This is a genomic window from Brevundimonas sp. DS20 (genome assembly GCF_001310255.1).
In the GTDB taxonomy this organism is placed as follows: domain Bacteria; phylum Pseudomonadota; class Alphaproteobacteria; order Caulobacterales; family Caulobacteraceae; genus Brevundimonas; species Brevundimonas aurantiaca.
Genome location: NZ_CP012897.1, coordinates 3,171,663 through 3,198,083 on the forward strand (window position 1 = coordinate 3,171,663; position 26,421 = coordinate 3,198,083).

Sequence of the window (26,421 nt, forward strand, 5' to 3'; positions counted from 1 at the left end):
ACAGAACGCAGTGTGTGTCTCTCCGTCCACAGACGACAGACCGTTCTGGCGGCCTCTGGAACAGAGAACGCCCTCACCTATTTAAGCACTCGCTGGATGGGGCTGATGATCCAACCGGTCATCACATCTAGGAGTTAATAAGAAACAATGCGCAACATTCTTCTCGCTGCTGTCGCCGTTTCCGCAATCGCCGCTCCGGCCTTTGCTCAAACCAATCCTGAACCGCGTGGTTACGGATCACTGGGCTATACTCATCTTGAAGGCGACAACGCCACCACCGGCGCCGTGACCGGCCGCCTGGGCGTCAATCTGAACCGCTATCTGGCGCTGGAGACCGAGGCTTCGGTCGGCGTCAAGGACGACGACTTCACCGTCGCCGGCGTGGACGGGACGACCAAGCACGAGTGGGACGCGGCGGGCTATGTGGTCGGCAAGGTGCCGGTTTCCGACAAGCTGGAGCTGTTCGCCCGCGGCGGTTACGGCCACACCGAGCTGAAGCAGGAGTTCCCCGGCGCCAATACCGACGTGGGCGGCGACAGCTGGAACTACGGCGCCGGCGCCAACTACTATCTGGACGGCGTTAACGGCCTGCGCGCCGACTGGACCCGCCGCGACTACCGCGACGACGCGGGCGAGGCGGACGCCTATTCGCTCAGCTACATCCGTCGCTTCTGATCCCGGCGATCAGGCGGATTGAAGAAGGCGCGCTCCGAAAGGGGCGCGCCTTTTTTCTTTCAGGACTTCAGGCGAAGTCGCCGGCCAAGGCCCAGCGCTGCGAGCCTTCGCCGAACGGACGCACGAACCAGTCGCGGTACTGTTCGAAGGCCTCGATGATCTTCTGACGCAGGGCCTGGGCGTCCACCGCCTCGCCGCGCTGGCGCCTGAGGGCCGCAACGCAGTCAACGACCAAATTCTGATGAGCCGAGCCGCCCATGCTCTTCAGCACGGCGGCGATATCCTGAGCCAGGCTTTCCAGCACTGTCTTCGGCGTCGTCTGAGCCATCTGGGAACTCCCCTGTTCTCGACAATCGAACGCCTCGCAAAATCCGCCGCCGGATTCAAGCGTGGCCTCAGAAATTATCGTCGCAGATCGGGATTAACCTGCCGTAACGCCGGTCGAAACTTTTTGTTTCGAACCCCTAGCCGCGCTTTCGCACGAACACCGTCCCGGCCGAGTAGCCCGCGCCGAAGCTGCAGATCAGGCCGGTCTCGCCGGGGGCGAAGCCGTCGTTGTGCAGGTGGAAGGCGATGATCGAGCCGGCCGAGGAGGTGTTGGCGTAGTCGTCCAGGATGATAACGTTCTCTTCCGACGACGGTTCGCGACCCAGCACCTTCTTGCCGATCAGCTGGTTCATGTTGATGTTGGCCTGGTGCAGCCACAGCCGCTTCAGTTCGTGCGGATCCAGGCCCAGTTCGCCGGCATGATCGACGATCATGTCCGAGACCATCGGCACCACGTCCTTGAACACCTTGCGGCCCTGCTGGATGAACAGCTTGTCGTTCTGAACGCTGTCGTCGGCGACCGGCGAATCCAGATGGTCGGTGTCGCGCGCGTTGCGGTTCAGGAAGCCGAAATTGTTGCGGATATTGTTCGAGAAGACGGTCTTCAGCCGCGTGCCCAGCACGTCCCAGCCGCCGGGTCCGGCGGTGTCCGAGGATTCCACGATCACGGCGGTCGCCACATCGCCGAAGATGAAATGGCTGTCGCGGTCGGTGAAGTTCAGGTGGGCGGAGCAGATCTCCGGATTGACCATCAGCACCGCCTTGACCGAGCCGCCGGCGATGAAGTCGGCCGCCGTCTTGATGCCGAAGGTGGCCGAAGAGCAGGCCACGTTCATGTCGAAGGCGAAGCCCTCGATCCCCAGGGCCTGCTGCACCTCGATGGCCATGGCCGGATAGGGGCGTTGCATGTTGGAGGCGGCGCAGAGCACCGCGCCGATCTCGCTGACCGGCTTGCCCCAGGCCTCGATGGCCTGGCGGGCGGCCTTGACCGCCATCTCGGCCAGGATCGACAGCTCTTCATTGCTGCGTTCGGGCAGGTTGGGCGCCATGCGGGCGGGGTCGATCACCCCGGCCTTGTCCATCACGAACCGCTGCTTGATGCCCGAGGCCTTTTCGATGAACTCGGGCGAGGAATGGGGCTTGGCCTCCAGTTCCCCCGCCTCGATCCGATCTGCGTGACGGGCGTTCCAGCCGTCGGCCCAGGCGTTGTAGCTGTCGACCAGTTCGGCGTTGGAGACCGATTGTTCGGGGGTGAAGAGGCCGGTTGCGGCGATGACGGCGTGTTGCACGGGTAGACAGTTTCCTTTGCGAACGCCTTCAATAGGACGGCGGCGGCCTGCGGTCGAGAGAGGCGATGATCCCGGCGGCCCAGCGCTGAATCTGGCCACGCGGCGCCGGAGGCGGCGGCTGGTCGCGGGCGGCGATCAGGGCCTGGACCAGATCCTCCGCCTCGCAGGGCCAGCCCTGAGGCGTCACATAGATCGGATAGTGGATCAGGGCGGCCAGGATCAGATGATCGACGGTGGCGCGCCGGGTGCGGCGGTCGAAGCCCAGCCGGTCGTCGGTCAGGCCCCAGCCGGCGTAGAAGGGGCGGCCATAGACCGACACCGCCCGGCCCCGCATCAGGGCCTCGAATCCGGTCAGGGAGGTCAGGGTCGCCACCCGGCGGCAGGCGTTCAGGCAGTCGATGATGTCCAGCCCGTCCGCCACCGCATCGACCGAGGCCAGGGCCGAGGCGTCCAGCCGTCCGGGCCGGTTGCCCGCCAGAACGTCGGGGTGGTTGCGATAGACCAGGAAGGCGTCCGGGTGATCGGCCCGCGCCGCCTCGACCAGGGCCGAGTTGGTCGACAGATCGGGCTCGCAGCCCAGCAGGATGGACTTGTCGTTCTCCACCTGGCCGACGACCAGAAGGATGTCGCGATCCGCAGGCCAGTCCGCCGGCGCCTGGCCCTTCAGATTATATTTCGACAGGCCCGCCGCGACGATGCGGGTCCGAAGCGCAGCGGCGCGGGCCAGCTGCTCCGGCGTGGCCTCCGTCGTCTCGATCAGGGTCTCCAGCCGCGACGGGCGCGACGGGTCGTAATAGACGCCCTGATCGTCCAGGGCGACCGACAGGGCGCCGACGAAATCGGACCCCAGGCCGCGTGAACGGATGAAGCCGTCCTCCATGCGGACGGTCGGGCCGTCAAAGGTTGCGGCGGCCCGGCGCACGGCCTCGCTCTCCTTGCCCGCCCACCAGATCAGCCGACCATTGGTCGCGGCGGCGTGGGCGGCGGCCCGGGACGGCGACATGAAGTATCGCATCCGCGCCTTGGGCGAGTTCAGCAGGCGGCGCACCGGCGGGCGTTTGGCCGGGGCGAAGCCGACGGCGGACCAGGCGCCCGCCAGCCGGTCGGCCCGGTCGCGGAGCGCAATCAGCCGCTCCAGCGCCTGTTCGGCCTCGCACCGTTCGCCGGTGACGGGATCGACATAGCGGCTGTAGGCGATCAGGGCGGCGGCGGCGACCTGTTCCACCGTGCGGGCCACGCCGCGTCGGCCGGCGCCCACAGCGTCGGTCGTCAGGCCCCAGCCGGAATAGAAGGGCGCCCCGAAACAGCGCACCGGCAGGCCGCGCAACAGGGCCTCGAATCCGAGCGCAGACGTGACGCAATAGACGGCGTCCACCGCCGCCAGCAGGTCGGCCGGCCGCACGTCGGCGTCCACCAGGGTGACGCCGGACAGATCGGTGATGCACCCCCGCTTCCGGCCCGCCGCCACCGCCGGGTGGCGTTTGACGATCAGCTGGGCCTCGGGCTCGTCGCGACGGGCGGCGGCGACCATGGCGTCGAAACTGTCTTGCGTCGCCAGCCCATAGCCGATGGAGGCGTCGCCGAAGGTCTGGTCCACGATCAGCACACGGCGGCCGGGCCGCAGCAGGCCGGGGTCCAGCGGCCCGCCCATGTTTGTCTTGGACACGCCTGAGGCGACGATCCGGTCGATCAGGGCGCGGGCGCGGGCGGTGGTGGCGGCGTCGCACCAGGCGTCGGCGGTCTGGATCAGCTGTTCCAAGCGGCTGGGCCGGGTGGCGTCATAATAGACGCCCAGGTCATCGACGATCAGGCTGAGGCTGGCCGCCCCCGCCTCCCCTATGCCGACCGAGCGCAGGAAGCCGTCTTCCAGCGCCACATAGGGGCGGTTGTTCGCGTCCGCCCAGCGGCGACCGGCGGCGGCGGTCGGCTTCAGGCCCCAGCCCAGCACGGCCTGGACCTGATCGCCCGGCAGGCGGCGCAGGTCGTAGTCGTTCAGGAAGACGTCGAGAAAGGGAACCTTCAGCACGCCGGGCGCGCAGACCCAGGCGGGGGTTTTGGCGGCGATGTCCGAAGTTGGGGTCAAGGCGGGTCCGACGGATTGAGCGCGAGGTTTAGGGCGGTTGGGGGCGTCGGGCTAGAGTGCGCTGATCTTCCCCCGCTTGCGGGGGAAGTGTCAGGCCGTGGCGCGCAGCGACACGCCTGACGATGGGGGAAGTCTTCTTGTCGAAACAAGACTCCCCTCTCCGACCCTGGTCCGGCTACGCCGGACGCCGGGCCACCTCTCCCGCAAGCGGGAGAGGGTCTTCAGCGCCTACCCCGCGATCTGGCCGAAGTCCGCCACCTGGCCCATCACGTCACGCACCTGGCCCAGCAGTTTCAGACGGTTGTCGCGCTCTTCGCGAACCTCGGAGTTGACCATCACCGCCTCGAAGAAGGCGTCGACCGGGGCGCGCAGGGCCGCCAGGGCCGTCATGGCGGCGGCGAAATCCTCGGTCTCCAGCGCGGTCTCGACCGCGGTGCGGGCGGCGGCGACGGCGAAGGCCAGGGTGGTCTCGGCCTCGGGCTGGTTCGCCAGGCCGGTCTGGACCATGCCGGTCGGCAGCGGTCCCTTCTTCTCCTCGGCGCGCAGGATGTTGGAGGCGCGCTTGTAGCCGGCCAGCAGATTGGCCCCGTCATCGGTGGCGAGGAAGGCGGCCAGGGCCTCGACCCGGCGCACGATGCGGACGAGGTCGTCGTCGCCCAGGGCGAAGACGGCGGCGACGAGGTCGTGGCGTTGGCCCTGATCGCGGAGGAGGACGGTCAGGCGGTCGGCGAAGAAAGAGACTATGCTCCGATAGAGCTCCACGCCCTCTTGTGCAGAACGCTTCGACAGCGACACCGCAGCCTCGTAAGATACATCTTCTTCGCTAAGGTCGCGCAGAAGAGCCGCTGCTTTTGTATCGCCAGCAGCCTCCAAATCATCTGCAGTCTTGTCTCGCTTTGCCACGACCTGGATGTGGCGTTGCGCGACTATTTCGCCCCAGGTGTTACCCAGCTCAGCAAGCGAGTAGCGAGCGTTATTGGCTATGGCTAGCCGGATCACCCCCAGCGCCGCTCGCCGCAGCGCGAACGGATCCTTCGATCCCGTGGGCTTCTCGTCGATGGCGAAGAAGCCGACCAGGGTGTCCAGCTTGTCGGCCAGGGCGACGGCGACCGTGACGGGTGCGGTCGGGACCGTGTCGGCGGGGCCTTGGGGCTTGTAGTGGTCGCGGACGGCGTCGGCGATGCGGTCGCGCACTTGCGGCGTCCAGCCCCCTCCACCGCTCCGCGGTCCCCCTCCCCCAAGGGGGGAGGATTGATCCGTGCGATCTCCCCCCTCAGGGGGGAGTGGCCGCGAAGCGGACGAGGGGGGCGCGCTCAGCAGACGCGCGTAATAGCCGCCCATGATCCCCTGCAGTTCCGGGAATTCGCCGACCATGCCGCTGGCCAGATCGGCCTTGCACAGGCGGGCGGCCATCTCGGCCTCGTCCGCGTCGGCGCCGACCAGGGGGGCGATCTCGCGGGCGAGCGCCGCGATGCGCTCGACGCGCTCGGCAAGCGTGCCCAGTTTGGCGTGGAAGGTGACGCCCTTCAGCTTTTCGTTCCAGGCGTCGAAACCGACCTTCTGGTCCTCGTCCCAGAAGAAGCGGGCGTCGTTCAGGCGGGCGGACAGGACGCGGCTGTTGCCTGCGGCCAGGGCCTTGCCGCCGTCGGTCGCCTCGACATTGGCGACGACCAGGAAGTTGGGGGCCAGGCCATCCTTCGACGGGTCACGGACGGCGAAATACTTCTGGTGCACCTTCATCGACAGGCGCACGACCTCGGGCGGCAGGGCCAGGAACTGGGGGTCCATGTCGCCCAGGATCGGGGTCGGCCATTCGGCGAGCCCCGCCACCTCGTCCAGCAGGCCGTCGTCATCGACCAAGACGAGGCCGCGCGCGGCGCAGGCGGCCCTGGCCTGTTCCAGGATGCGCAGCTTACGATCGGCCACGTCGATCAGGACGAACTCCCGCTCCAGCTGGGTGCGGTAGTCGACGAAGTCGCTGACCTTCAGCAGCTGGCCAGAGCCGAGGAAACGGTGGCCCTCGGTGATCGCATCGGACGGGATGCCGTCGATCTCGAACGGGACCACCTTGCCGTCGAACAGGCACAGGATGCGTTTGATCGGCCGGACCCAGCGCAGGGTTCCCGAACCCCAACGCATCGACTTGGGCCAGGGGAAGGCGCGGATGACCTGGTCCACCGTCTCGGCGACCAGATCGGTGGTCGCGCGGCCCTTGGACGACAGAACGGCGTACAGGACGCCGTCGCGCTCGGTCAGTTGATCGCGGGTCAGGCCGGTCTTGCGCAGGAAGCCCTCCAGCGCCTGTTCCGGCGCCGAGGCCTTGGGCCCCTTCACCTCTTCCTCGCGGTCGGGCGTGGCGGCGGGCAGGCCGTCGATCACCAGGGTCAGACGGCGCGGGCCGGCGTAGGTCGTCAGGGCCTCCCAGGTCAGGCCGGCGGCCTTCAGCCGGTCGGAGACCATGCGGTCGAGGTCGCGCGCGGCGCCCTGCTGCATCCGGGCGGGAATTTCTTCGGAGAAGATTTCGAGGAGGAGTTGGGGCATTAGAGTCTCAAATCTGTCCGCTCATCCCCGCGAAAGCGGGGACCCAGCGCTGTGGGCGCACGACCGGCGCCGTAGGGGCTTCAACCGCCATCCCAGACACCGCGCCTCGCGACAGGACTGGGTCCCCGCTTTCGCGGGGATGAGCGGAAAGGGAAATCATGCCTCGGCCCGTTCCCGCTCTACATAGGCCGTCGCGCAGGCTTTGCAGAGTTCGCGGATGCGGCCGATGTAGCTCTGGCGTTCGGCGACGGCGATGGCGCCGCGGGCGTCCATCAGGTTGAACAGGTGGCTGGCCTTCAGCACCTGATCATAGGCCGGCAGGACCAGGGGCTGGCCCTGGGGTCCGGTCAGGGCCAGAAGGCGCGAGACCTCAGCCACCATATCCTCGAACCGGCGTTTCAGCCCGTCGACGTCATAGCCGTGGAAGTTGGCCTCCGACTGCTGGCGTTCGTTCTCCAGGAAGACCTCGCCATAGGTCAGCCCCTCCTTGGTGAACTTGAGGTCATAGACGTTGTCCACGCCCTGGACATACATGGCTAGACGCTCCAGCCCGTAGGTCAGTTCGCCCGAGACCACATCGACCTCAATGCCGCCGACGCCCTGGAAATAGGTGAACTGCGTCACCTCCATCCCGTCACACCAGACCTCCCAGCCCAGGCCCCAGGCGCCGACCGTCGGGTTCTCCCAGTCGTCCTCGACGAAGCGGATGTCGTGCAGTTTCGGATCGATGCCGATCGCCGCCAGCGAGCCGAGATAGAGCTCCTGAAGATTGTCCGGGTTCGGCTTCAGAATGACCTGGTATTGGTAATAGTGCTGGAGGCGGTTCGGGTTTTCGCCGTAGCGGCCGTCGCCGGGGCGGCGGCTGGGCTGGACATAGGCGGCCTTCCACGGCTTGGCGCCGAGCGCGCGCAGGACGGTGGCGGGGTGGAGCGTGCCGGCCCCGACTTCGATGTCATAGGGCTGGAGAATGGCGCAGCCCTGCTCGCCCCAATAGCGATGCAGGGTCAGGATCAGGTCCTGGAAGGCGAGCGGCTCGGTCGAGGTAGTCAAATCGGGCTCGGGAGGGGCTGGAAAAAGGACGGCGGACCATAGGGCCCGGCGCCGCGCGCTTCAACACGCGCGGGGGATTTATGGCTCAGGCGGCGCCGAGGCGGGTCGGGGCGACCCAGGCCGTGGGATGGGCGGCCGACAGAGCGACTGCGGCGGCGGCGGCGTCCTCGCTGGACCGGCACAGGCCGAAGACGGTGGCGCCCGAGCCGGACATCCGCGCCAGGGCCACGCCGGGGGCCGCCGCCACCGCTGAAACCGCGTCGGCTATGGCGGGCGTCAGGGCCTCGGCGGGCGGCTGAAGATCATTGCGGAGGCCGGCCAGCCAGTCGATGACGGCCGCCGGGCTCCAGTCGGCGGGCGGCGCGGGCCAGGCAAGGGCGTGGGCAGCGGCGCGCGGCGGACCGGCGTCATAGGCCCGGTAGACGGCGCCGGTGGGCGAAGGGACGCCCGGATTGAACAGGACGGCGTGGAGCGGCGGCAGGCGCTGTTCGTCGGTCAGGACGTCGCCCCGCCCCTCGGCCCAGGCGGTGCGCATGCGCAGGCACATGGGGCCGTCGGCCCCGATGACCCCCGCCACGGCCTCCAGTTCCACATCGTCTATGTCCAGCTCCAGGGCCTGACGCGCCAGTTTCAGGGCGGCGCCGGCGTCGGAAGACCCCCCGCCCAGGCCGGCGGCGATGGGCAGACGCTTGTCCAGCGTCACCCGCAGCGGCGGCTCGCCGGTTCCGGTCGCCTGGCCCAGGGCGCGAAGGGCGCGCAGGATCAGATTGTCGGGCTCGGCCGCCAGACCCGCGCCGAACGGGCCGGTCACGGTCAGGGACAGGCGCTCCGCCGGCTCGACCGTCACCCGGTCGCCGACGTCGGCGAAGGCGATGAGGCTGGACAGGGGATGATAGCCGTCGGCGTCCACCGGGCCGACGTGCAGGAACAGATTGATCTTGGCCGGGGCCAGGGCCGTGAGTGGTGGCATGGAGTAGGTCTTAGCGACTTGGGGGCTGGGTCGGAACGGGGAATACGGCGCCCCTCTCCCTTCCCGGTCGTCATCCTAGCGCTTGTCCCCAGGATCCAGACTCCCGGTGTTCGAGCGGGCGCACGTCTGCGGACACACCGGGAGTCTGGATCCTCGCCACAAGGGCGAGGATGACGGGCGTGGGTGTGGCAGCGCGGGGGCTGAGCGTGCGGTGGCGCGCCCCCTATTGCGGCACGCCGGTCGCGGGGCCGACGCCGTCCAGGCCGTTGGCGATCTTGCGTTCGACCTCGACCTTGCGTTCGGGCTCCGGGTCCAGGCTCAGGACGCGGTTCCACAGCCAGACCGCCTCGCGCCGACGTCCCACCTTCCAATAGGCGTCGCCCAGGTGGTCGTTGATTTCGGCGTTGGCCGGTTCCTTGTCGGCCGCCTGCTCCAGGGTGACGACGGCGGTGTCGTAATAGCCTTGCTTGAACTGGGCCCAGCCCAGGGAGTCCTGAATATTGCCGTTGTCGGGCGCAGCGGCGTGGGCCTGGGCCAACAGGCCGGCGCCCTGATCGACACGCAGGCCCCGATCCACCCACAGATAGCCGAGATAGTTCAGCACGTCGGCGTTGTTCGGGTCCGCCTGATGCGCGGCCCACAGTTCGGCCTCAGCCTCGGGGATGCGGTCCAGCGATTCCAGCGCCACGCCGCGCAGGAAATGGATGTGGGCGCCCTGGTCCGCCGTGTTCAGCAAGGGACCGTTCAACAGGGTCAGGGCCGCCTCGAACTGTTGCGCCTGGATCAGCTGGCCCGCCAGGACCAGGGCGATGCGCGGATCGTCAGGCTGGGCGGCGGCGGCGGCTCGCAGTTCGGTCAGGGCGGCCTCGGACTGGCCGTCCTCCTCCAGATTGATCGCCAGTTGGGCGCGGGCGCTGGCGTAGAGGACCGGGTCCTCCGGCCCGACGCGCGACAGGGCGGTGCGGGCGGCGGACTTCAGCCCCACCCGGTCCAGCACCTGGGCCAGCTGAATCTGGGTCGCCGCATCCTCGTGCAGGTTCAGGGCGAGCCGCAGATAGACCACCGCAAACTCATTACCCCGTTCGGCCACGGCCTGGGCGGCGGCCGTGGTCAGGGCCTGGGCCGCGCCCTGGCGGAAGTCTGGAACGGGCGGAGGCGGATCTCCGGCCTGAAGCCGCGCCAGGGCGCGGGCGGTCGCCAGATCGGTCTGTCCCTGCATCGCCGCCTGATAGACGGCCAGGGCCTGGTCCCGCTTGCCGCGCCGCTCCAGAAACTCGCCATAGGGCCGGTGGAACAGGGCGCCCAGGGTCGGCAGATCGGACAGCGCCTTCAGCTCGGCCTCCGCCTCGGCGTATTTGCGGCGCTTTTCCAAGAGAAGGGCGCGGTTCTGGCGCGCAAAGGCCAGGGTGACGGGATCGCCCTGGGCCGGTGGCGCGGCCAGGGCGCGGGTCCAGTCGCCGGCCGCCCCCGCGATCCAGGGCGCGACCATCAGCCCGGCGCGGGCGTGCGGCGCGGCGATGGGTCGGGCGGCCAATGCGGCGTCGGCGGCGCGGGCGTCGCCGTGCACGAAGGTCTGGACCGCTGCGATCAGACGCCCGCCCTCGGTGAAGGCCGGCGAGGCGTCGGCGGTCGGCGCCAGCCGCGCCGCCACGTCCAGATCGCCGCTGAGCAGGGCCGAGGTGAAGGCCTGTTCGCGCAGGCGCGGCTGTTCCGGCGTCAGGGCCTCGGCCTGGGCCAGAAGATCGGCGCCCCGTTCGCCCTCCCCCGTCATCAGGGCCAGTTTTCCGGCGAGATACAGGCCATAGGCGCTGCGGCCCTGGGCGTCGGTCGGGATCGGCGACCAGATTTCGGGGATGGGCGGGGCGGCCGGTTCGTCATCGCCCGCGACGTCGATCGCCGGATCGCCGCCGGGCGTCATTTCCTGGGGCGCGCCGTCCTCGGGTTCGTCTTCGGCAGGCGCGGCTTCAGGCGTCTGACCCGGCTCGAGGATTATGGCGGGCAGATGGTCCTGGGACGGATTGACGGACGGCGACGCCGGTCTTGTCTCCTGCGCTACGGCCCCCTGTGCTATGGCCAGTGCGAGGACGGTCAGGGAGGCGGCGAACAGGCGCGGACGGGAGGCGATCATGCGCCGACCCTTCACGCTTTCCACCGCCCCCGCAAGAGCCCCGTCACATGTTCGGATAGTTCGGGCCGCCGCCGCCCTCGGGCGTGGTCCAGACGATGTTCTGCGACGGATCCTTGATGTCGCAGGTTTTGCAGTGGACGCAGTTCTGGGCGTTGATGACGAAGCGCGGGTCGGTCTTGGCGACCTCGTCCGCATAGACGACCTCGTACACGCCCGCCGGGCAGTAGAGCCGGGCCGGTTCGCCGTATTTGGGCAGGTTGACCTGGATCGGCTTTGACGGATCCAACAGCTTCAGGTGGGCCGGCTGGTCCTCGGCGTGGTTGGTGTTGGAGATGAAGACCGACGACAGCTTGTCGAACGACAGTTTGCCGTCCGGCTTGGGATAGGCGATCGGCTTGTGATTGGCCGCCGGCTCGGTCGAGGCGGCGTCGGTCTTGCCGTGTTGCAGGGTCGGGATCGGCGACCAGCCGCCCAGCAGGGTGCGGCACCACATGTCGAACATGCCCAGAGCCCCGCCCAGGGTGGTGCCGAACTTCGACAGCAGGGGCTTGGCGTTCCGGACGACCGACAGCTCCTTATAGACCCAGCTCTTCTTGAAGGCGGCCTCATACTCGACCAGTTCGTCGCCGCCGCGTCCGGCCTGAACCGCGTCATAGGCGGCGTCGGCGGCCAGCATGCCGGTCTTCATGGCGTTATGGCTGCCCTTGATGCGGGGCACGTTCACAAAGCCGGCCGAGCAGCCGATCAGGACGCCGCCGGGGAAGCTGAGCCTCGGAATGGACTGAAGACCGCCCTCGGTGATGGCCCGTGCGCCGTAGGAGATGCGCGTGCCGCCTTCCAGGTGCGAGGCGATGGCCGGGTGGTGCTTGAAGCGCTGGAACTCGTCGAACGGCGACAGATGCGGGTTCTTGTAGTTCAGGTGGACGACATAGCCGATCGCCACATAGCGGTCGCCGAAATGGTACAGGAAGCTGCCGCCGCCGGTGTGCTCGTCCAGCGGCCAGCCGGTGGTATGCTGGGCCAGGCCGGGCTGGTGCTTATCCGCCGGCACCTGCCACAGCTCCTTCAGGCCGATGCCGTATTTCTGAGGCGACCTGCCGTCCTGAAGCCTGTGCTTGGCGATGATGGTCTTGGCCAGGGAGCCGCGCACGCCCTCGGCGATGAAGACATATTTGCCGTGCAGTTCGATGCCCGGCTGGAAGTCGCCGGTCGGCTTGCCCTCGCGGTCGATGCCGAAGACGCCGGCGACGACGCCCTTCACCCGACCCGTCTCTTCTTCCCAGACGACGTGGCTGGCGGCCATGCCGGGATAGACCTCGACGCCCAGGGCCTCGGCCTGTTCGCCCAGCCAGCGCGCCACATTGCCCAGGGACGCGATGTAACAGCCGTCATTGTGCATGAAGGGGGGCATCAGCCCCATCGGCAGGGCGGCCGACCCTTGCGGGCCCAGCAGCAGGAAACGGTCCTGGGTGACCGGCGTCTCCAGCGGGGCGCCGCGCTCCTTCCAGTCGGGGAAGAGTTCGTTCAGCGCCTTGGGGTCGATGACCGCGCCCGACAGGATGTGGCCGCCGACCTCGGCGCCCTTTTCCAGCACGGCGACGCTGATGTCCTTGCCGTCCTTTTCCGCCCGCTGTTTCAGACGGATGGCCGCCGACAGGCCGGCGGGGCCGCCGCCGACGATGACGACGTCATACTCCATGACCTCCCGCTCGACGCCCTGAAGAGCCTCCAGCGGCGGCAGATTGTCGATGATGGCTTCCTGGCGGGCGTTTTCCGCGCCGCCCTCGATGGCTTCTTCGGCCATGTCTTCCCCTGAAATCCTGCTTATTCGTGTGGTTATGCCGCTTATCGGAAGGTGACGCGAGGGCGGTCAAGGCTTATCGGTGTGGTGAGACATGAACGCGCAACCCCACGAGATCGCTGCAATCGAAAGCCTGCTCGCCTTCTGGCGGGATGCGGGGGTGGACGCCTGCTACGGCGAGGCGCCGGTCGATCACACCCATCTGGCCCCGCCGCCCGCCCTGAAGGCGGTGCAGAAGGCCACAGCCTCGGTGGCCGCGCCCCTTGCCGGACCCGGCGCAGCCGATGCGATCGCCCAGGCACGACATTTGGCGGCGGGGGCCGCCACGCTCCAGGATCTGGCTGCGGCGGTGGCGGCGTTCGAAGGCTGTCCCCTGCGCGCCATGGGGGCGACCCAGTCGGTCTTCGGCCGTGGCGACCCGAACGCGCCGGTGCTGATCATCGGCGAAGGCCCCGGCGCCGAAGAGGACCGGATGGGCCAGCCCTTCGTCGGCAAGGCGGGCAAGCTGCTGGATCGAATGCTGGCGGCGGCCGGACTGACCGGCAAGGTCTTCATCACCAACACCGTCTTTTGGCGACCGCCCGGCAACCGCACCCCGACCCCGCAGGAACAGGCCGTGTGCGCGCCCTTCGTCGAACGCGCCTTTGCTCTGCTCCAGCCCAAGGCCGTATTGCTGCTGGGCGCGGCCTCGGCCAAGTCGGTGCTTCAGACCGAGGAGGGCATCATGAAAATCCGGGGCCAGTGGCGGGAGTGGCGCCTGAACGAGGGCGCCGTGTCCGCGCCGGTCGTGCCGACCCTGCACCCCGCCTTCCTGCTGCGTCAGCCCCAGGCCAAGCGGCTGGTCTGGGGCGATCTGTTGGCGCTTTCGGCTCGGCTGGACGGCGCAGGTTGAGGTTACCGCCGCTTTAAGGCATGCTGATCGTTTGACGACCAACGCCACACGATCCCCGCCTGACGAGAACGGGCAGGGCGACGCCAACGGGGCCGCCGCGTATGTTGATGTTCCGCCGGGCGCTGATCGCCCCGACTCTGGTGCTTTCGCTCGCCTTCGCCGGCGCGGTGCAGGCCGAGGCGCCTGCAGAGGGAATGGCTGACGTCAGTTCCGGTTCCGTCCGCCCCACGGCCCTGAGTTCATCGGATCGCCTGTCCTACACCACCGCCTTCGACGCCCTGCGGCGCGGCGACATCGAGGCGGCCCGCCTGTCGGCGCGTCAGGCTCAGGACCGCGTCCTGCTGGGTCAGGTCGAGTTCGAAAGCCTGTTCCACCCCGACCATGTCGCCACCTATGAAGAGCTGACGGCCTGGCTTGAATCCTATTCAGACCTGCCCTGTGCGGACCGGGTTTACGCCCTGGCGATGCGGCGTCGGCCCGACGGGGCGCCGGAACCGGTCAAGCCGGGCGGTCTTCTGGGACGGACCTGGAACAGCGTCGTCGCCGCCGTCTCGGGCGGACCGGCCGTCGATCCGATGAAGGCGGCGCGCGTCGCATACAACAACGACGACCTGACCGGCGCCTCGGCCGTCGGCCGCGAGATCGGCGACTGGTGGACGGTCGGCCTGGCCGAATGGCGGCTGGGTCAGTTCCATCAGGCCTTCGCCGCCTTCGAGCGCGTCGCCAATGATCCGACCGAAGACCCGTGGGTCCGCGCCGGCGCCGCCTATTGGACCGCCCGTGCGGCCTCCCAGTCCGGCCGCCAGGACCGGGTCAACGACTATCTGCGTCTGGCCGGACAGTGGCCGGCGACCTTTTACGGCCAGATCGCCCTGCGTCAGCTGGGCGAAGAACCGGCGATCGAAAACCTGGGCCCCCGCCCCTATGAGGCCCAACCCCGGCTGCAGCGCGCCGTCTATGTGCCCCAGGACGGCCGCGTCGGGGCCGATGAGCTGAACGCCTTCGTCCAGAGCGACGCCCGCGCCCGGCGCACCGTCGCCTATTACGAGGTCGGCCGTCGCACCGAGGGCGAGAATGAGCTGCGCGCCGGGCTTCGCACGGCGGTGGGCGACGCCGCGCGGATGTGGATGGCCCTGGCGCGGGTGATGATGCCCAGCAGCGGCGGCGACGTCGCTCGGATCGACGCGACCCGCTTCCCCATGCCGGTGCTGGAGCCGGAGGGCGGCTTCGTCATCGAAAAGGCCCTGGTCTACGCCCTGGCGCGCAAGGAGACCGACTTCAATCCCGACGCCCGGTCCGGCGCCGGCGCCTATGGGCTGATGCAGGTCATGCCGACGACGGCGGCCGAGATGACGGGCGACCCCACCTTCGTCTCAGACCCGACCAAGCTTCTGGTCCCGGCGACCAATATGCGGCTGGGTCAGGCCTATGTCAGCCGGATGCTGAACCTGCCGGCCTTCCAAGGCGATCTGTTGCGCGCGGTGGCGTCTTACAACGCCGGCCCTGGCCCAATGCTGGCGGCCCTGAGAAAACTGGGGCCGGACGCCGATCCCCTGCTGCTGATCGAGACGATCGACGTGCCCCAGGCCCGCGAATATGTGGAAAAGGTCGTCGCCGCCTATTGGATCTATCAGCGTCTGTTCGGCGGCCCGCTGAAGACCCTGGACGCGGTCGCTTCGGGCGCCCGGCTCGTGCCTCTGGCCCTGGACTATACGCCGCCGGCGGAACAGCCCCTGATGGTGGCCCAGGCCAGCCCGATCGCCGGCGCCCAATAGGTTTTCAGAACACCGCCGCCAGCAGAAGAGCCCAGAAGGCCGCTCCCACCAGGGCCGCCAGGCCGTAGCCGGCTAGCGGACTGAGGCCTTCGGACGAGGCCTTGACCTGAACGGCGGCCTTGGTCGGCGCAGGGGTGTGAAGCGGCATCTCGTCCTCCGGGTGGAACGGGCGGTCCCACGCCGGTCAAGATAACGACGTCATCTTAACGGCCCGTCTGCGGCCAAGGTTGCGAAACCCTTAAGCCAGGGCCTCAGCCTCCCACTGCCGGAAGTCGGGCTGGGCCAGCAAGGCGGCGACATAGGCGACGGCGACGCCATCGTCGCCATAGGCGCTCAGGTCGATCTGGAAATGCCGAATGCGCGCAGCGACCGGGGTGAAGAAGGCGTCGGCGATCGACCAGTCCCCGAACAGCCAGGGCCCGGCCTGCCCGAACCGGCCGCGCATCTGGCGAAACAGATCGACCAGCCGGGCCAGATCGCGGTCCAGGGCCGGGTCCGACGGGGTCTCGGACCGGGCCTCGCCGACCATGGGCCGGTCCGGCCCCGTGCCGCAAAAGGTCCGCAGGGCCGAAAAACCGGAATGCATCTCCGCCGTCGCCGATCGGGCCAGGGCGCGGGCCATCGGGTCCGCAGGCCACAGCCGCGCCTCGGGATAGGTCTCGGCCGCCCATTCCGCGATCGCCAGCGTATCCCAGATCAGCGTATCGCCGTGCTTCAGTACCGGGACGAAGCCGGAGGGCGAGATCTGACGCAGGGCCGCCTTCTGGGCCTGGGTCTCATAGCGGACGTCCACGGTGGTGAAGTCAGCGCCCGTGCGCTTCATCACCAGCCACCCCCGCAGGGACCAGGTCGAATAGGTCCGGGGCCCGATGATCAGTTCCATATTGGCTCCTCCCGGCGATGCAGGCCGCCTCAGATGCTGAAATCCTCGGTCGAGAACCGGCCGTCCAGCCAGGCCACGATCCGTTCCGCCGCATCTTCGGCCGACATGGTCGTGGTGTCGACGACGATCTCGGGCGCCTCGGGCGCTTCATAGGGGCTGTCGATGCCGGTGAAGTTCTTCAGTTCGCCGGCGCGGGCCTTCTTGTAGAGGCCCTTGACGTCGCGTTGCTCGGCGACGGCCAGGGGCGTGTCGACATGGACCTCGACGAACTCGCCCGGACCCAGCAGCTCACGGGCCATGCGGCGTTCGGCGCGGAAGGGGGAGATGAAGCTGACCAGGACGATCAGCCCGGCGTCCACCATCAGTTTCGACACCTCGGCGACGCGGCGAATGTTCTCGACCCGGTCCTCCTCGGTGAAGCCCAGGTCGCGGTTCAGGCCGTGGCGGACGTTGTCGCCGTCCAGCAGATAGGTGTGGCGGCCGTCGGCATGCAGCCGCTTCTCGACCAGGTCGGCGATGGTGGACTTGCCGGCGCCGGACAGGCCGGTCAGCCAGATCACCCTGCCCTTCTGGTTCTTGATGGCCGCGCGCGAGCCCTTGTCCACCGACAGGGCCTGCCAATGGATGTTGTGGGCGCGGCGCAGGGCGAAATGCAGCAGGCCCGCCCCGACCGTTCGATTGCTGATGCGGTCGATCAGGATGAAGCCGCCGAGGTCCTTGTTCTGAGCGTAGGGGGCGAAGGCGACGGGGGCGTCCAGCGACAGGTTGCAGACGCCGATCTCGTTCAGCTCCAGCCGTTTGGCCGGCTGCTGCTCCAGGGTGTTGACGTTCACCTTGTGCTTGGGCTCGGTGATGGTGGCGCCCACCAGCTTGGCGCCGATCTTCAGCAAGTAAGGCCGGCCCGGCAGCAGGGGTTCGTCGTCCATCCAGACGACCGTGGCCTCGAACTGGTCGGCGGCCTCGGGCGGGGCGTCGGCGCCGGCCAGGACGTCGCCGCGCGAGACGTCGATCTCGTCGGCCAGGGTCAGGGTGATCGACTGTCCGGCGACGGCCTGGGCCAGGTCGCCGTCGGCGGTGACGATGCGGGCGACGGTCGAGGTCTTGCCCGACGGCAGGACGCGCACCGGATCGCCGGGGCGCACCGTGCCGGCGGCGATCTGGCCGGAGAAGCCGCGGAAGTCGAGATTGGGCCGGTTGACCCATTGCACCGGCAGGCGGAAGGGATCGGCCTGAAGATCGTCCCCGACCTCCAGGGTCTCCAGCAGGCTCATCAGCGGCGGGCCGGCGTACCAGGGCGAATGGGGGCTGGCCTCGGTGATGTTGTCGCCGCGCAGGGCCGACATCGGGATGGCGTCAAAGGTCTTCAGCCCGATCTGGTCGGCGAAGGCGGAGAAGTCGGCGACGATGGCGTCGAACACGGACTGCGACCAGCCCATCAGGTCCATCTTGTTCACCGCCAGGATGACATGGCGAATGCCCAGCAGGCTGACCAGATAGGCGTGCCGCCGCGTCTGGGTCAGGACGCCGCGCCGGGCGTCGATCAGGATGACGGCCGCGTCGGCGGTCGAGGCGCCGGTGACCATGTTGCGGGTGTACTGCTCGTGACCCGGCGTGTCGGCGACGATGAATTTGCGCTTTTCGGTCGAGAAGAAGCGATAGGCCACGTCGATGGTGATGCCCTGTTCCCGCTCGGCGGCCAGGCCGTCGACCAGCAGGGCGAAGTCGATGTCGCCCCCTTGCGTGCCGACGCGGCGGCTGTCGGCCTCCAGCGCCGCCATCTGATCCTCGAAGATCATCTTGGAGTCGTAGAGCAGCCGGCCGATCAGGGTGGACTTGCCGTCATCGACGCTGCCGCAGGTGATGAAGCGCAGCAGGCTCTTGTGCTGGTGGGCGTCCAGATAGGCGTCGATGTCGCGGGCGATGAGGTCGGACTGGTGAGCCATCAGAAATAGCCCTCCTGCTTCTTCTTCTCCATCGAGGCGGACTGGTCGTGGTCGATCATCCGGCCCTGACGTTCAGAGGTGGTGGTCAGCAGCATTTCCTGAATGACCTCGGGCAGGGTCGAAGCCGTGCTCTCGACCGCCCCGGTCAGGGGGTAGCAGCCCAGGGTGCGGAAGCGGACGGACTTCATCTGGGGCGTCTCGCCGGGCCGCAGGCGGAAGCGGTCGTCATCGACCATGATCAGGGCGCCGTCGCGCTCCACCACCGGCCGTTCAGCGGCGAGGTACAGAGGCACGATGGGGATGTTCTCCAGATGGATGTATTGCCAGACGTCCAGTTCGGTCCAGTTGGAGATGGGGAAGACGCGGATGCTCTCGCCCGGCCGTTTGCGGGTGTTGTAAAGCCGCCAGAGCTCGGGCCGCTGGTTCTTGGGATCCCAGCGGTGTTCGGCGGTGCGGAAGGAGAAGATCCGTTCCTTGGCCCGCGACTTTTCCTCGTCGCGCCGGGCGCCGCCGAAGGCCGCGTCGAAGCCGTGCAGGGACAGAGCCTGTTTCAGCCCCTCGGTCTTCCACAGGTCGGTGTGGAGGGCCGAGCCGTGGTCGAACGGATTGATGCCGCGCGCGAGGGCTTCCGGGTTCTGGTGCACCAGCAGTTCGACGCCCAGGTCGGCCGCCGCCTGTTCGCGCATGGCGTACATGGCGCGGAACTTCCACGTCGTATCGACGTGCAGCAGAGGGAAGGGCGGTTTGGACGGATAGAAGGCCTTCCAGGCCAGATGCAGCATCACCGCCGAATCCTTGCCGATCGAATACAGCATGACCGGGCGCTCGGCCTCGGCCGCCACCTCCCGCATGATGTGAATGCTCTCGGCCTCCAGGCGCTGAAGATGGGTCAGCCGCGAAGGGCTGATCGCCAAGGGTCGGATCGGGGTCGGCTGTTCAGTCAGAATGGCGGCGTCCACCAGGTCAGGTCTCCATCGAACCCTGACGTGAAAGCCCAGCATGCAATGGGTCGCAAGCGAATGATACTGTCGCCCGTCGAGAGATTTGCACCTGACGGACCAACGGCCAAGCCTGGGCGGAACCTGAGCCGCGTGTGGCGGCTTTATGGCCGAAAGGGGATTCCATCATGAAAACGCTCGCCCGCCTCGCCCTGTCTCTGAGTCTTTGCGGCGCCTTGGCCGCCTGCGTCACGGCCCCTTCGCCGTCCGAATATCGGGCGCCGCAGCCGCTGAAGGCGATCGAAATCGACCGACTCTGGTCCGGGCGTTGGCATGAGGTGGCGCGCCTGCCGGACCGGCTGACCGACGGCTGCGTCGCCGGCGCCTCGGCCTATCGCCCGCTGGGCGGAGACCGGATCGCGGTGCGCGACACCTGTCAGATCGGCACGCCGGAGGGCAGGGAGAAGGCGATCAGCGGCGACGGACGCATCCTGGACCCCGGAACGAACGCCAAGCTGCGCGTGCGTTATCTGCACGGCTTCGTCACCTGGGACTTTTGGGTGCTGGACCGCGCCGACGACTACAGCTGGTTCATCTCCACCGATCCCACCTTCCACCGCCTCTTCATCTACACGCGGGACGTGCCGAGCGCGGCCGAGATCAAGGCCCTGACGGATCGCGCGCGCGCCCTGGGCTATGACGTGAGCCGCCTGGAATACCCTGCCCTTCCGGCCCGCTGAGGATCAGGGTCGGCGACGCATAACGTCGCTGTCGCGTTTTTGGGTCTAGATTTACGTCACGTCACGCGAACAATTGGGACACGCCCGTCGGCAATCGTGGCGCTTTCGCAGGTGATTGACCGCCACACGGTTGACCCGACGGACCGGCTTCGTTCATCACGAAGACGGGTGGAAACGCACAGACCGGAGAATCGGCGAGCATGGGTTTGGTAGCGAATATTCGCAGGGACGTGAGGTTCGCGCGGGGCCTGTTCCGTCTGCTCAAGCGCATCAAGCCGATCGAGCTGGATAGCGACGTCCTGCTGTGCGACGACTTCGAAGAGGCCGTCGACAAGTTCGCCGACAACATCGCCGTCGAGGACGAGCGCCGCAGCCTGACCTATCGCGACCTGGACGCCATGGCGAACCGCTTCGCCCACTGGGCCAAGAGCCGGGGCCTGCGCCGCAGCGACACCATCGCCCTGATGATGACCAACCGGGTCGAATATCTGGCGGCCTGGATCGGCTTTTCGAAGGTCGGGGTGGCCACCGCCCTGATCAACACCAATCTGACGGGCCAGGGCCTGGCCCACTGCCTGACCATTTCCAATGCCTTCCAGGTCGTCGCGGACGAGGACTGCTGGCGCCAGATCGAGGACGCCCGCCCCCTGGTCGGCCACAATCTGATGCTGTGGGTTCTGGGCCTGGACGACGAGGACGAGAACAGCGAACGCCGGGGCCTGGACAAGCCGGTGCGCGGCGGCTCTTCGGTGCGCCCCGCCCGCAGCGGACGCGAGGGTCTGACCAACCGCGACACGGCTCTGTACATCTACACCTCCGGCACCACCGGCCTGCCCAAGGCGGCCCGCATTCCGCATTCGCGCGCCCGCACCTATATGCGCGCCTTCGCCGGGGCGACCCGTTCGACCCCAAAGGACCGCATCTTCAACGTCCTGCCGCTTTACCATTCGACCGGCGGTCTGGTGGGCGTGGGCGCGGCCCTGCTGAACGGCGCGCGCCTGGTGATCCGCAAGAAGTTTTCAGCCAGCAGCTTCTGGCCGGACGTCGTGGCGTCGGGCGCCACCATGTTCGTCTATATCGGCGAACTGTGCCGCTATCTGGTGAACTGTCCGCCCCAGGCCTATGAGAAGAAGCACAAGCTGCGCTTCGCCTTCGGCAACGGCATGCGCGGCGACGTCTGGCCTGAGTTCCAGAGCCGGTTCAACATTCCCGAGGTGCTGGAGTTCTACGGCTCGACCGAGGGCAATGTCTCCCTGTTCAACTTCGACGGCAAACAGGGCGCCATCGGCCGCGTCCCCAGCTATCTGAAGAAGCAGATCAACATCCGTCTGGTTCAGTGCGACGTCGAGACTGAACAGCCGGTCCGGGGGCCCGACGGCCTGTGCCGCCTGGCCCGCGTGGGCGAGATCGGCGAAGCGATCGGCGAAATCGGCAACGACATCCGTCACGACTTCTCGGGCTATGCCGACAAGGCCGCCTCTCAGAAGAAGATCCTGACCGACGTGTTCAAGAAGGGCGATCGCTGGTTCCGCACCGGCGACCTGATGCGGCAGGACGCCGAGGGCTATTTCTATTTCGTCGATCGGATGGGCGACACCTTCCGCTGGAAGGGCGAGAATGTCTCGACCTCCGAGGTCGAACAGGTCCTGATGGATGCGCCGGGCGTGGCCGAAGCCATCGTTTACGGCATTCCCGTGCCCGGCCAGGAAGGCAAGGCGGGGATGGCCGCCCTGGTGATCGAAGGCAAGTTCGATCCCAAGACCTTCGCCGACCACATCAATGGCAAACTGCCGGCCTACGCCCAACCCGTCTTCCTGCGAATGATCGAGGCGGCCGAGACCACCGGCACCTTCAAATATCGCAAGTCCGACCTTGTGGCCGACGGTTTCGATCCCGAAAAGGTCGGAGCGTCCCTGTATGTGCGCGGCGGCAAGAGCGGCTATCAGAAGCTGACGGCGGCGGCGCGCACGGCCATTCTGAACGGTGAAGGTCGGCTTTGACGGCGGCTGGACGGCGTTTGGCGAAACGCCGTCTTAATCAATAACCGCCATGGTCGACGCCTCTCCGTCTAGGATGTCGCGTCCCCATGTTTCAGATCATCGGCATTGTGCTGCTGTTCGGCCTCGTCTTCGGCAGCTACGCCATCTCCGGCGGCAAGTTCGAAGTCATCATCCACGCCGCCCCGCACGAACTGATGGCCATCGGGGGGGCCGGCATCGCCGCCTTCCTGATCTCCAACTCCCTGCCCGTGATCAAGGGGTCGATGGGCGGCCTGGGCAAGACCTTCGCCGGACCGAAATGGAAGAAGCAGGACTATAAGGACCTCTTGTCCCTGCTGTTCCAGCTGACCAAGACGATGAAGTCCAAGGGCGTGGTGGCCCTGGAAAGCCACATCGAAAAGCCCAAGGAATCGACGATTTTCCAAAAGTACCCCAAGGTGCTGAAGGATCACTTCGCCGTCGACTTCATCTGCGACACCCTGCGGATGATGACGATGAACCTGGAAGATCCGCACCAGGTCGAAGACGCGATGGAAAAACAGCTCGAGAAGCACCACCACGAGCATCTGGAAAACGCCCACGCCCTGCAGAACCTAGCCGACGGCCTGCCCGCCCTCGGAATCGTGGCCGCCGTGCTGGGCGTCATCAAGACCATGGGTTCGATCACCGAACCGCCCGAGGTGCTGGGCACCATGATCGGCGGGGCCCTGGTCGGCACCTTCATGGGCGTGTTCCTGGCCTATGGTCTGGTCGGTCCGTTCGCCGCGCGCCTGACGGCCATCATCAACGAAGAAGCGGCCTATTATAAGATCATCCAGTCGGTCCTGGTGGCCCACCTGCACGGCAATGCGGCCCAGATCTCGGCCGAGATCGGCCGGGGCGACATCCCCTCCTCCCTCCAGCCGTCCTTCAGCGAGATGGAAGAAACGCTGAACAACGTGTCGAACGACTGAACCGGAACACGCCCCAGGCCGGGGTGTTTTCGTCCTGATCTGCGCCGTCGCGATCGCCGCTTGCCCCGGCCTTTGCGGCGGCGCTATCGTTTCGGGCAAGGCCTCAGACCTTGCGAACCGCCTTCTGGAGGATTGTCATGCGCATCACCGCCCTCATCGCCGCCTCGGCCGCCGCCCTCGCCATCGCCGCCTGTTCCAAGGCCCCCGAGGAAAAGGCCGAGGAGGCCGCCAGCGACGCGGTCGAAGCCGCCGGGACCGCAGCCGACGCCGCCCTGACGGCGGACCAGGCCGCCGCCGCTGCGGCCGCAGCCGCCAATGAGGCGGCCCAAGACGCCGACGCCGCGAACGCGGCCACGACGCCGACCGAAACTCCGCCCGTCGACGCCGCCCATTCGGAAGCGGCCAAGCCGGCCGAGCCGGCGCACGACGCCGGTCACGACGCCGGCCATTAAGGTCCAGCCCCTGTCTGAAAGGCCGCTCCGTTCGGGGCGGCCTTTTTCGTTGCGGCCGTCCGGGTGTACAGCCGCCCCATGAGTTCCCAAGACGCCTCCCCCCGACTGACCTGGACCGAAGAGGGCGAGCCGCGCTCGGGCCGGTTCGGCGACGTCTATTTCTCGCGCGACGACGGTCTGGCGGAAAGCCGAGCGGTCTTTCTGCAGGGCTGCGATCTGCCGGGGGCCTGGGCGGGCCGTCAGGGCTTCACCGTGGCGGAACTGGGGTTCGGAACGGGGTTGAACATCGCCGCCCTGCTGGACCTGTGGCGACGGACGCGGCCTGAGGGCGCACGGCTGAACGTCTTCTCCGTCGAGGGTTTTCCCCTGGCCGTCGAGGAAGCCCGTCGCGCCCTGAGCAACTGGCCGGAACTGGCCGAGCCGGCCGAGGCCCTGCTTGAGGCCTGGCCGGAGGCGACGCCCGGCTTCCACCGGGTCGATCTGCCGGGGTTTGACGCCGTGCTTGATCTCGCCGTCGGCGACGTAGGCTGGGCGCTGGATCAATGGAGCGGGACCGCCGACGCCTGGTTCCTGGACGGCTTTTCGCCCGCCCTGAACCCCGACATGTGGTCGCCGCAGGTCCTGGACCGGATCGCAGAACGATCCGCGCCCGACGCCCGTCTCGCCACCTTCACGGTCGCCGGCGCCGTGCGACGGGGATTGAGCGAGCGAGGCTTCGTGGTCGACAAGCGGCCGGGGCATGGGCGCAAGCGCGAACGGCTGGAGGCGCGACGGCCGGGGCCGCCACAGGCCGAACACCGACCCCAGGTCGCGATCGTCGGGGCGGGCATAGCCGGCGCCTCGGTCGCGCGCGCCCTGGCGGCCGCGGGGCTGACGGCGGTGGTGATCGAGGCCGACCGGCCGGGCGCAGGCGGTTCGGGCTTCCCCGCCGGCCTGGCGACGCCGCGCCTGGATGCGGGAGACGCGGCCATCGCCGGCCTCTACGCCCAGGCGCTGGAACGGGCGCGACATCTGTACGACGCCACGCCGGGCGCCGTCCTGGGCCGAGGGGTGCTGCAACTGCCCCAGGCCGAGAGAGACCGGGCGGAGAGAGACCGGACCCGCTTCGCCAAGATCGCCGACCAGCCCGTGTGGCGCGAGGGGGCCATGACGGTGATTGACGCCGCTGCGGCCGAACACCGTCTGGGCGAGGCCCAGGCCGACGGCGGTCTGATGATGGCCGACGCCCGCGTGGTTCGCCCCGCCGCCATTCTGGAGGCCTGGCTGGAAGGGACCCCCGTCCTGTCCGCCTCCGTGGCAAGCATCCGGCGCGCGGGCGACCGCTGGGACCTGCTGGACGCCCAGGGTCGGATCATCGTCACGGCCGACGCCGTCGTGGCGACGGCCGGCTGGGGGGTCGAGGCCCTGCTGGAGACCGGCGCCCTGTCGCCTGTCAGAGGTCAGGCGGACTGGCGCGACGGCGCCTCGGTCGAAGGGGCAGCCTGGGGCGGCTATGTCGCCCCCACCGGCGCCGGCCTGCTGTACGGCGCGACCCACACACGCGGAGACGTGGACCTGACCCCGCGCGACGCGGACAGCCGCCAAAACCTTGAGACATTGAAGGCCCGTCTGCCGCAACTGGCCGCGCGACTGTCGCAAGAGGGCGGGCGGCGCGTCGCCGTGCGCGCCACGACCCGCGACCGCCTGCCCGTCGCGGGTCTGAGGAGCGACGGCCTCCATATTCTGTCGGGTCTGGGATCGCGCGGCTTCTGCATCGCGCCCCTGCTGGGCGAACATGTCGCGGCCTTGATCGCCGGCCAGCCCTCGCCCCTCCCCGCAAGCCTGGCGGAACGGGTGTCGCCGGATCGCTTCTGAACCGCGCCTGCCGACGGACTTAACGAGACGGATCGTGTATCGTGGCGCCAAGCTGAAAGGATACGCCATGCGCTTTACGCTGATCGCCCCCGCCCTCGCCTGCCTGCTGACCGGCGCCGCCTTGACGGGTTGCGCCGCCCCTGGCCCGCAGAAGACCCTCGCCGAGACCGGCTCCGAGGCGGCGCGCTGCTTCCGCACCGATCAGGTCCGAAACTTCCGCGCCGAGCGGCCGGCGAACCTCTATGTGCGCTCGGTCCGCGGCGACGTGTTCGAGATCAACACCAGCGGCGGCTGCTGGGATCTGGATTCGGCGATCTCCATCGCCATCACGCCCACGGCGGGCGTGTCCGAAAACGTCTGTGTCGGCGATCCGGTCAACATCCTGGTCCCCAGCGCCACGCCAGGCAACCGGACCTGCCGTGCCTTCATCACCCGTTCCCTGACCGAGGCGGAGGTCGAGGCCCTGCCTGAACGGGTCCGCCCCTGACGCGACGTCGCGGCCGCTTGAAATTGGACGATCACGGGTATCAAATCGCCTCTTCTTGGGGAGGATATGATGCGCGGAATCGCCACATTCGCACTGATCGCCGGCCTGACTCTGACGGCCCAATCCGCTGCGGCCGAAAGCTGGAGCCGTTTTTCGGCGACGGATCGGATCGCCTATCTGGTCGATCTGGACCAGTTGAACGCCGTGGACGGCGTGGTCGCCGCCCGCTTCGCCCGCGTGCCGTCTCAGGGCGATGCGGCGGATCAAAGCCATGAGATCGAAGAAGTTTCGATCCGCTGTTCGGACGGCCAGTCGCGCACGACGACGAATGTGACCATCGGGGCCGACGGGGCGGAGACCGACCGCTATTCCGAGGAGACGCCGTGGGAGCCGTCCCCGGCCGGCGGCATCTACGGCGCCCTGAAAAGCTTCGCCTGCGACAGCATGCGGCCCAGGGGCGACACCTGGCCGACAATCGCCGCCTTCATCGCCGCGGGCCGCGGCGGCTGACAAACGGCGTGAAAGCCTCCGCATACGGCGGATTTGTCGTCAATCTTCAAGCCTAGCGTCATGCAGACGGCACGCTTTCGTCGTCCATACGACATCGCCCCCCGCTACTGAGCGCCATTCAGCCAAGTTG

22 protein-coding genes are annotated in these 26,421 nt (G+C 68.1%); 10 read left to right on the top strand and 12 right to left on the bottom strand.

What is annotated here, in order from left to right; all coding sequences use genetic code 11:
• Positions 1 to 147: 147 nt before the first annotated feature.
• Positions 148 to 675, top strand: a complete 528-nt coding sequence (locus JL11_RS15575) for a porin family protein (protein WP_054766462.1) — start codon at positions 148 to 150, stop codon at positions 673 to 675.
• 67 nt (positions 676 to 742) lie between these two features.
• Here JL11_RS15575 and JL11_RS15580 read toward each other — a convergent pair whose 3' ends face one another.
• From JL11_RS15580 to JL11_RS15615, 8 genes are all read right to left on the bottom strand, one after another.
• The gene (locus tag JL11_RS15580; protein ID WP_054766463.1) at positions 743 to 1,003 is read right to left on the bottom strand and encodes a hypothetical protein; all 261 of its coding nucleotides are present in this window, start codon (positions 1,001 to 1,003) and stop codon (positions 743 to 745) included.
• A 136-nt stretch (positions 1,004 to 1,139) separates the two neighbouring features.
• On the bottom strand, positions 1,140 to 2,291 hold the full coding sequence (locus JL11_RS15585; protein ID WP_156314213.1) for a beta-ketoacyl-ACP synthase III: 1,152 nt from the start codon (positions 2,289 to 2,291) through the stop codon (positions 1,140 to 1,142).
• A 28-nt stretch (positions 2,292 to 2,319) separates the two neighbouring features.
• The gene (locus JL11_RS15590) at positions 2,320 to 4,374 is read right to left on the bottom strand and encodes a capsular polysaccharide biosynthesis protein (RefSeq protein WP_231681334.1); all 2,055 of its coding nucleotides are present in this window, start codon (positions 4,372 to 4,374) and stop codon (positions 2,320 to 2,322) included.
• A 228-nt stretch (positions 4,375 to 4,602) separates the two neighbouring features.
• Entirely contained in the window at positions 4,603 to 6,915 is a 2,313-nt protein-coding gene (glyS, locus tag JL11_RS15595; RefSeq protein WP_054766464.1) for a glycine--tRNA ligase subunit beta, read from the bottom strand.
• A gap of 156 nt (positions 6,916 to 7,071) precedes the next feature.
• Positions 7,072 to 7,965 (bottom strand): glycine--tRNA ligase subunit alpha, encoded by an 894-nt coding sequence (locus JL11_RS15600; protein WP_054766465.1) that lies wholly within the window; start codon positions 7,963 to 7,965, stop codon positions 7,072 to 7,074.
• 85 nt (positions 7,966 to 8,050) lie between these two features.
• On the bottom strand, positions 8,051 to 8,935 hold the full coding sequence (locus tag JL11_RS15605; protein ID WP_054766466.1) for a 4-(cytidine 5'-diphospho)-2-C-methyl-D-erythritol kinase: 885 nt from the start codon (positions 8,933 to 8,935) through the stop codon (positions 8,051 to 8,053).
• A gap of 223 nt (positions 8,936 to 9,158) precedes the next feature.
• On the bottom strand, positions 9,159 to 11,063 hold the full coding sequence (locus JL11_RS15610) for a tetratricopeptide repeat protein (protein WP_054767028.1): 1,905 nt from the start codon (positions 11,061 to 11,063) through the stop codon (positions 9,159 to 9,161).
• 43 nt (positions 11,064 to 11,106) lie between these two features.
• The gene (locus JL11_RS15615) at positions 11,107 to 12,762 is read right to left on the bottom strand and encodes an electron transfer flavoprotein-ubiquinone oxidoreductase (protein WP_197273401.1); all 1,656 of its coding nucleotides are present in this window, start codon (positions 12,760 to 12,762) and stop codon (positions 11,107 to 11,109) included.
• Between the two features lie 196 nt (positions 12,763 to 12,958).
• Here JL11_RS15615 and JL11_RS15620 point away from each other — a divergent pair, with 196 nt between their 5' ends.
• Positions 12,959 to 13,756: a uracil-DNA glycosylase gene (locus JL11_RS15620; RefSeq protein WP_054766468.1), complete on the top strand. Its 798-nt coding sequence runs from the start codon at positions 12,959 to 12,961 to the stop codon at positions 13,754 to 13,756.
• Positions 13,757 to 13,857: 101 nt separating this feature from the next.
• Positions 13,858 to 15,531: a lytic transglycosylase domain-containing protein gene (locus JL11_RS15625; RefSeq protein WP_054766469.1), complete on the top strand. Its 1,674-nt coding sequence runs from the start codon at positions 13,858 to 13,860 to the stop codon at positions 15,529 to 15,531.
• A gap of 4 nt (positions 15,532 to 15,535) precedes the next feature.
• Here the strand turns inward: JL11_RS15625 and JL11_RS17595 are convergent, their stop codons facing one another.
• From JL11_RS17595 to cysD, 4 genes are all read right to left on the bottom strand, one after another.
• Entirely contained in the window at positions 15,536 to 15,679 is a 144-nt protein-coding gene (locus JL11_RS17595) for a hypothetical protein (protein ID WP_156314214.1), read from the bottom strand.
• A gap of 90 nt (positions 15,680 to 15,769) precedes the next feature.
• Complete coding sequence (locus JL11_RS15630) at positions 15,770 to 16,414, bottom strand: glutathione S-transferase family protein (RefSeq protein ID WP_054766470.1); 645 nt, start codon at positions 16,412 to 16,414, stop codon at positions 15,770 to 15,772.
• 29 nt (positions 16,415 to 16,443) lie between these two features.
• On the bottom strand, positions 16,444 to 18,357 hold the full coding sequence (gene cysN, locus JL11_RS15635) for a sulfate adenylyltransferase subunit CysN (RefSeq protein WP_054766471.1): 1,914 nt from the start codon (positions 18,355 to 18,357) through the stop codon (positions 16,444 to 16,446).
• On the bottom strand, positions 18,357 to 19,316 hold the full coding sequence (cysD, locus tag JL11_RS15640) for a sulfate adenylyltransferase subunit CysD (RefSeq protein ID WP_054767029.1): 960 nt from the start codon (positions 19,314 to 19,316) through the stop codon (positions 18,357 to 18,359). The genes cysN and cysD overlap by 1 nt, the downstream gene beginning before the upstream one ends.
• Before the next feature lie 167 nt (positions 19,317 to 19,483).
• Here cysD and JL11_RS15645 point away from each other — a divergent pair, with 167 nt between their 5' ends.
• The 7 genes from JL11_RS15645 to JL11_RS15675 all read left to right on the top strand — a co-directional run bounded on the left by JL11_RS15645 (position 19,484) and on the right by JL11_RS15675 (position 26,291).
• Complete coding sequence (locus JL11_RS15645) at positions 19,484 to 20,035, top strand: lipocalin family protein (protein WP_054766472.1); 552 nt, start codon at positions 19,484 to 19,486, stop codon at positions 20,033 to 20,035.
• A 200-nt stretch (positions 20,036 to 20,235) separates the two neighbouring features.
• Positions 20,236 to 22,035 (top strand): long-chain-acyl-CoA synthetase, encoded by a 1,800-nt coding sequence (locus JL11_RS15650; RefSeq protein ID WP_054766473.1) that lies wholly within the window; start codon positions 20,236 to 20,238, stop codon positions 22,033 to 22,035.
• Positions 22,036 to 22,121: 86 nt separating this feature from the next.
• The gene (motA, locus tag JL11_RS15655; RefSeq protein ID WP_054766474.1) at positions 22,122 to 22,988 is read left to right on the top strand and encodes a flagellar motor stator protein MotA; all 867 of its coding nucleotides are present in this window, start codon (positions 22,122 to 22,124) and stop codon (positions 22,986 to 22,988) included.
• Between the two features lie 137 nt (positions 22,989 to 23,125).
• Entirely contained in the window at positions 23,126 to 23,440 is a 315-nt protein-coding gene (locus JL11_RS17600; protein WP_054766475.1) for a hypothetical protein, read from the top strand.
• Between the two features lie 78 nt (positions 23,441 to 23,518).
• The gene (mnmD, locus tag JL11_RS15665; RefSeq protein WP_054766476.1) at positions 23,519 to 25,294 is read left to right on the top strand and encodes a tRNA (5-methylaminomethyl-2-thiouridine)(34)-methyltransferase MnmD; all 1,776 of its coding nucleotides are present in this window, start codon (positions 23,519 to 23,521) and stop codon (positions 25,292 to 25,294) included.
• 67 nt (positions 25,295 to 25,361) lie between these two features.
• Positions 25,362 to 25,781: a DUF6491 family protein gene (locus JL11_RS15670; protein ID WP_054766477.1), complete on the top strand. Its 420-nt coding sequence runs from the start codon at positions 25,362 to 25,364 to the stop codon at positions 25,779 to 25,781.
• A gap of 69 nt (positions 25,782 to 25,850) precedes the next feature.
• Complete coding sequence (locus JL11_RS15675; protein ID WP_054767030.1) at positions 25,851 to 26,291, top strand: hypothetical protein; 441 nt, start codon at positions 25,851 to 25,853, stop codon at positions 26,289 to 26,291.
• Positions 26,292 to 26,421 lie beyond the last annotated feature (130 nt).

Coding starts and splice junctions, on each gene's coding strand:
- JL11_RS15575 (WP_054766462.1), top strand. CDS start 148: ATGCGCAACATTCTTCTCGCTGCTGTCGCCGTTTCCGCAATCGCCGCT.
- JL11_RS15580 (WP_054766463.1), bottom strand. CDS start 1,003: ATGGCTCAGACGACGCCGAAGACAGTGCTGGAAAGCCTGGCTCAGGAT.
- glyS (WP_054766464.1), bottom strand. CDS start 6,915: ATGCCCCAACTCCTCCTCGAAATCTTCTCCGAAGAAATTCCCGCCCGG.
- JL11_RS15605 (WP_054766466.1), bottom strand. CDS start 8,935: ATGCCACCACTCACGGCCCTGGCCCCGGCCAAGATCAATCTGTTCCTG.
- JL11_RS15610 (WP_054767028.1), bottom strand. CDS start 11,063: ATGATCGCCTCCCGTCCGCGCCTGTTCGCCGCCTCCCTGACCGTCCTC.
- JL11_RS15615 (WP_197273401.1), bottom strand. CDS start 12,762: ATGGAGTATGACGTCGTCATCGTCGGCGGCGGCCCCGCCGGCCTGTCG.
- JL11_RS15620 (WP_054766468.1), top strand. CDS start 12,959: ATGAACGCGCAACCCCACGAGATCGCTGCAATCGAAAGCCTGCTCGCC.
- JL11_RS15625 (WP_054766469.1), top strand. CDS start 13,858: ATGTTGATGTTCCGCCGGGCGCTGATCGCCCCGACTCTGGTGCTTTCG.
- JL11_RS17595 (WP_156314214.1), bottom strand. CDS start 15,679: ATGCCGCTTCACACCCCTGCGCCGACCAAGGCCGCCGTTCAGGTCAAG.
- JL11_RS15630 (WP_054766470.1), bottom strand. CDS start 16,414: ATGGAACTGATCATCGGGCCCCGGACCTATTCGACCTGGTCCCTGCGG.
- cysN (WP_054766471.1), bottom strand. CDS start 18,357: ATGGCTCACCAGTCCGACCTCATCGCCCGCGACATCGACGCCTATCTG.
- JL11_RS15645 (WP_054766472.1), top strand. CDS start 19,484: ATGAAAACGCTCGCCCGCCTCGCCCTGTCTCTGAGTCTTTGCGGCGCC.
- JL11_RS15650 (WP_054766473.1), top strand. CDS start 20,236: ATGGGTTTGGTAGCGAATATTCGCAGGGACGTGAGGTTCGCGCGGGGC.
- motA (WP_054766474.1), top strand. CDS start 22,122: ATGTTTCAGATCATCGGCATTGTGCTGCTGTTCGGCCTCGTCTTCGGC.
- JL11_RS17600 (WP_054766475.1), top strand. CDS start 23,126: ATGCGCATCACCGCCCTCATCGCCGCCTCGGCCGCCGCCCTCGCCATC.
- mnmD (WP_054766476.1), top strand. CDS start 23,519: ATGAGTTCCCAAGACGCCTCCCCCCGACTGACCTGGACCGAAGAGGGC.
- JL11_RS15670 (WP_054766477.1), top strand. CDS start 25,362: ATGCGCTTTACGCTGATCGCCCCCGCCCTCGCCTGCCTGCTGACCGGC.
- JL11_RS15675 (WP_054767030.1), top strand. CDS start 25,851: ATGCGCGGAATCGCCACATTCGCACTGATCGCCGGCCTGACTCTGACG.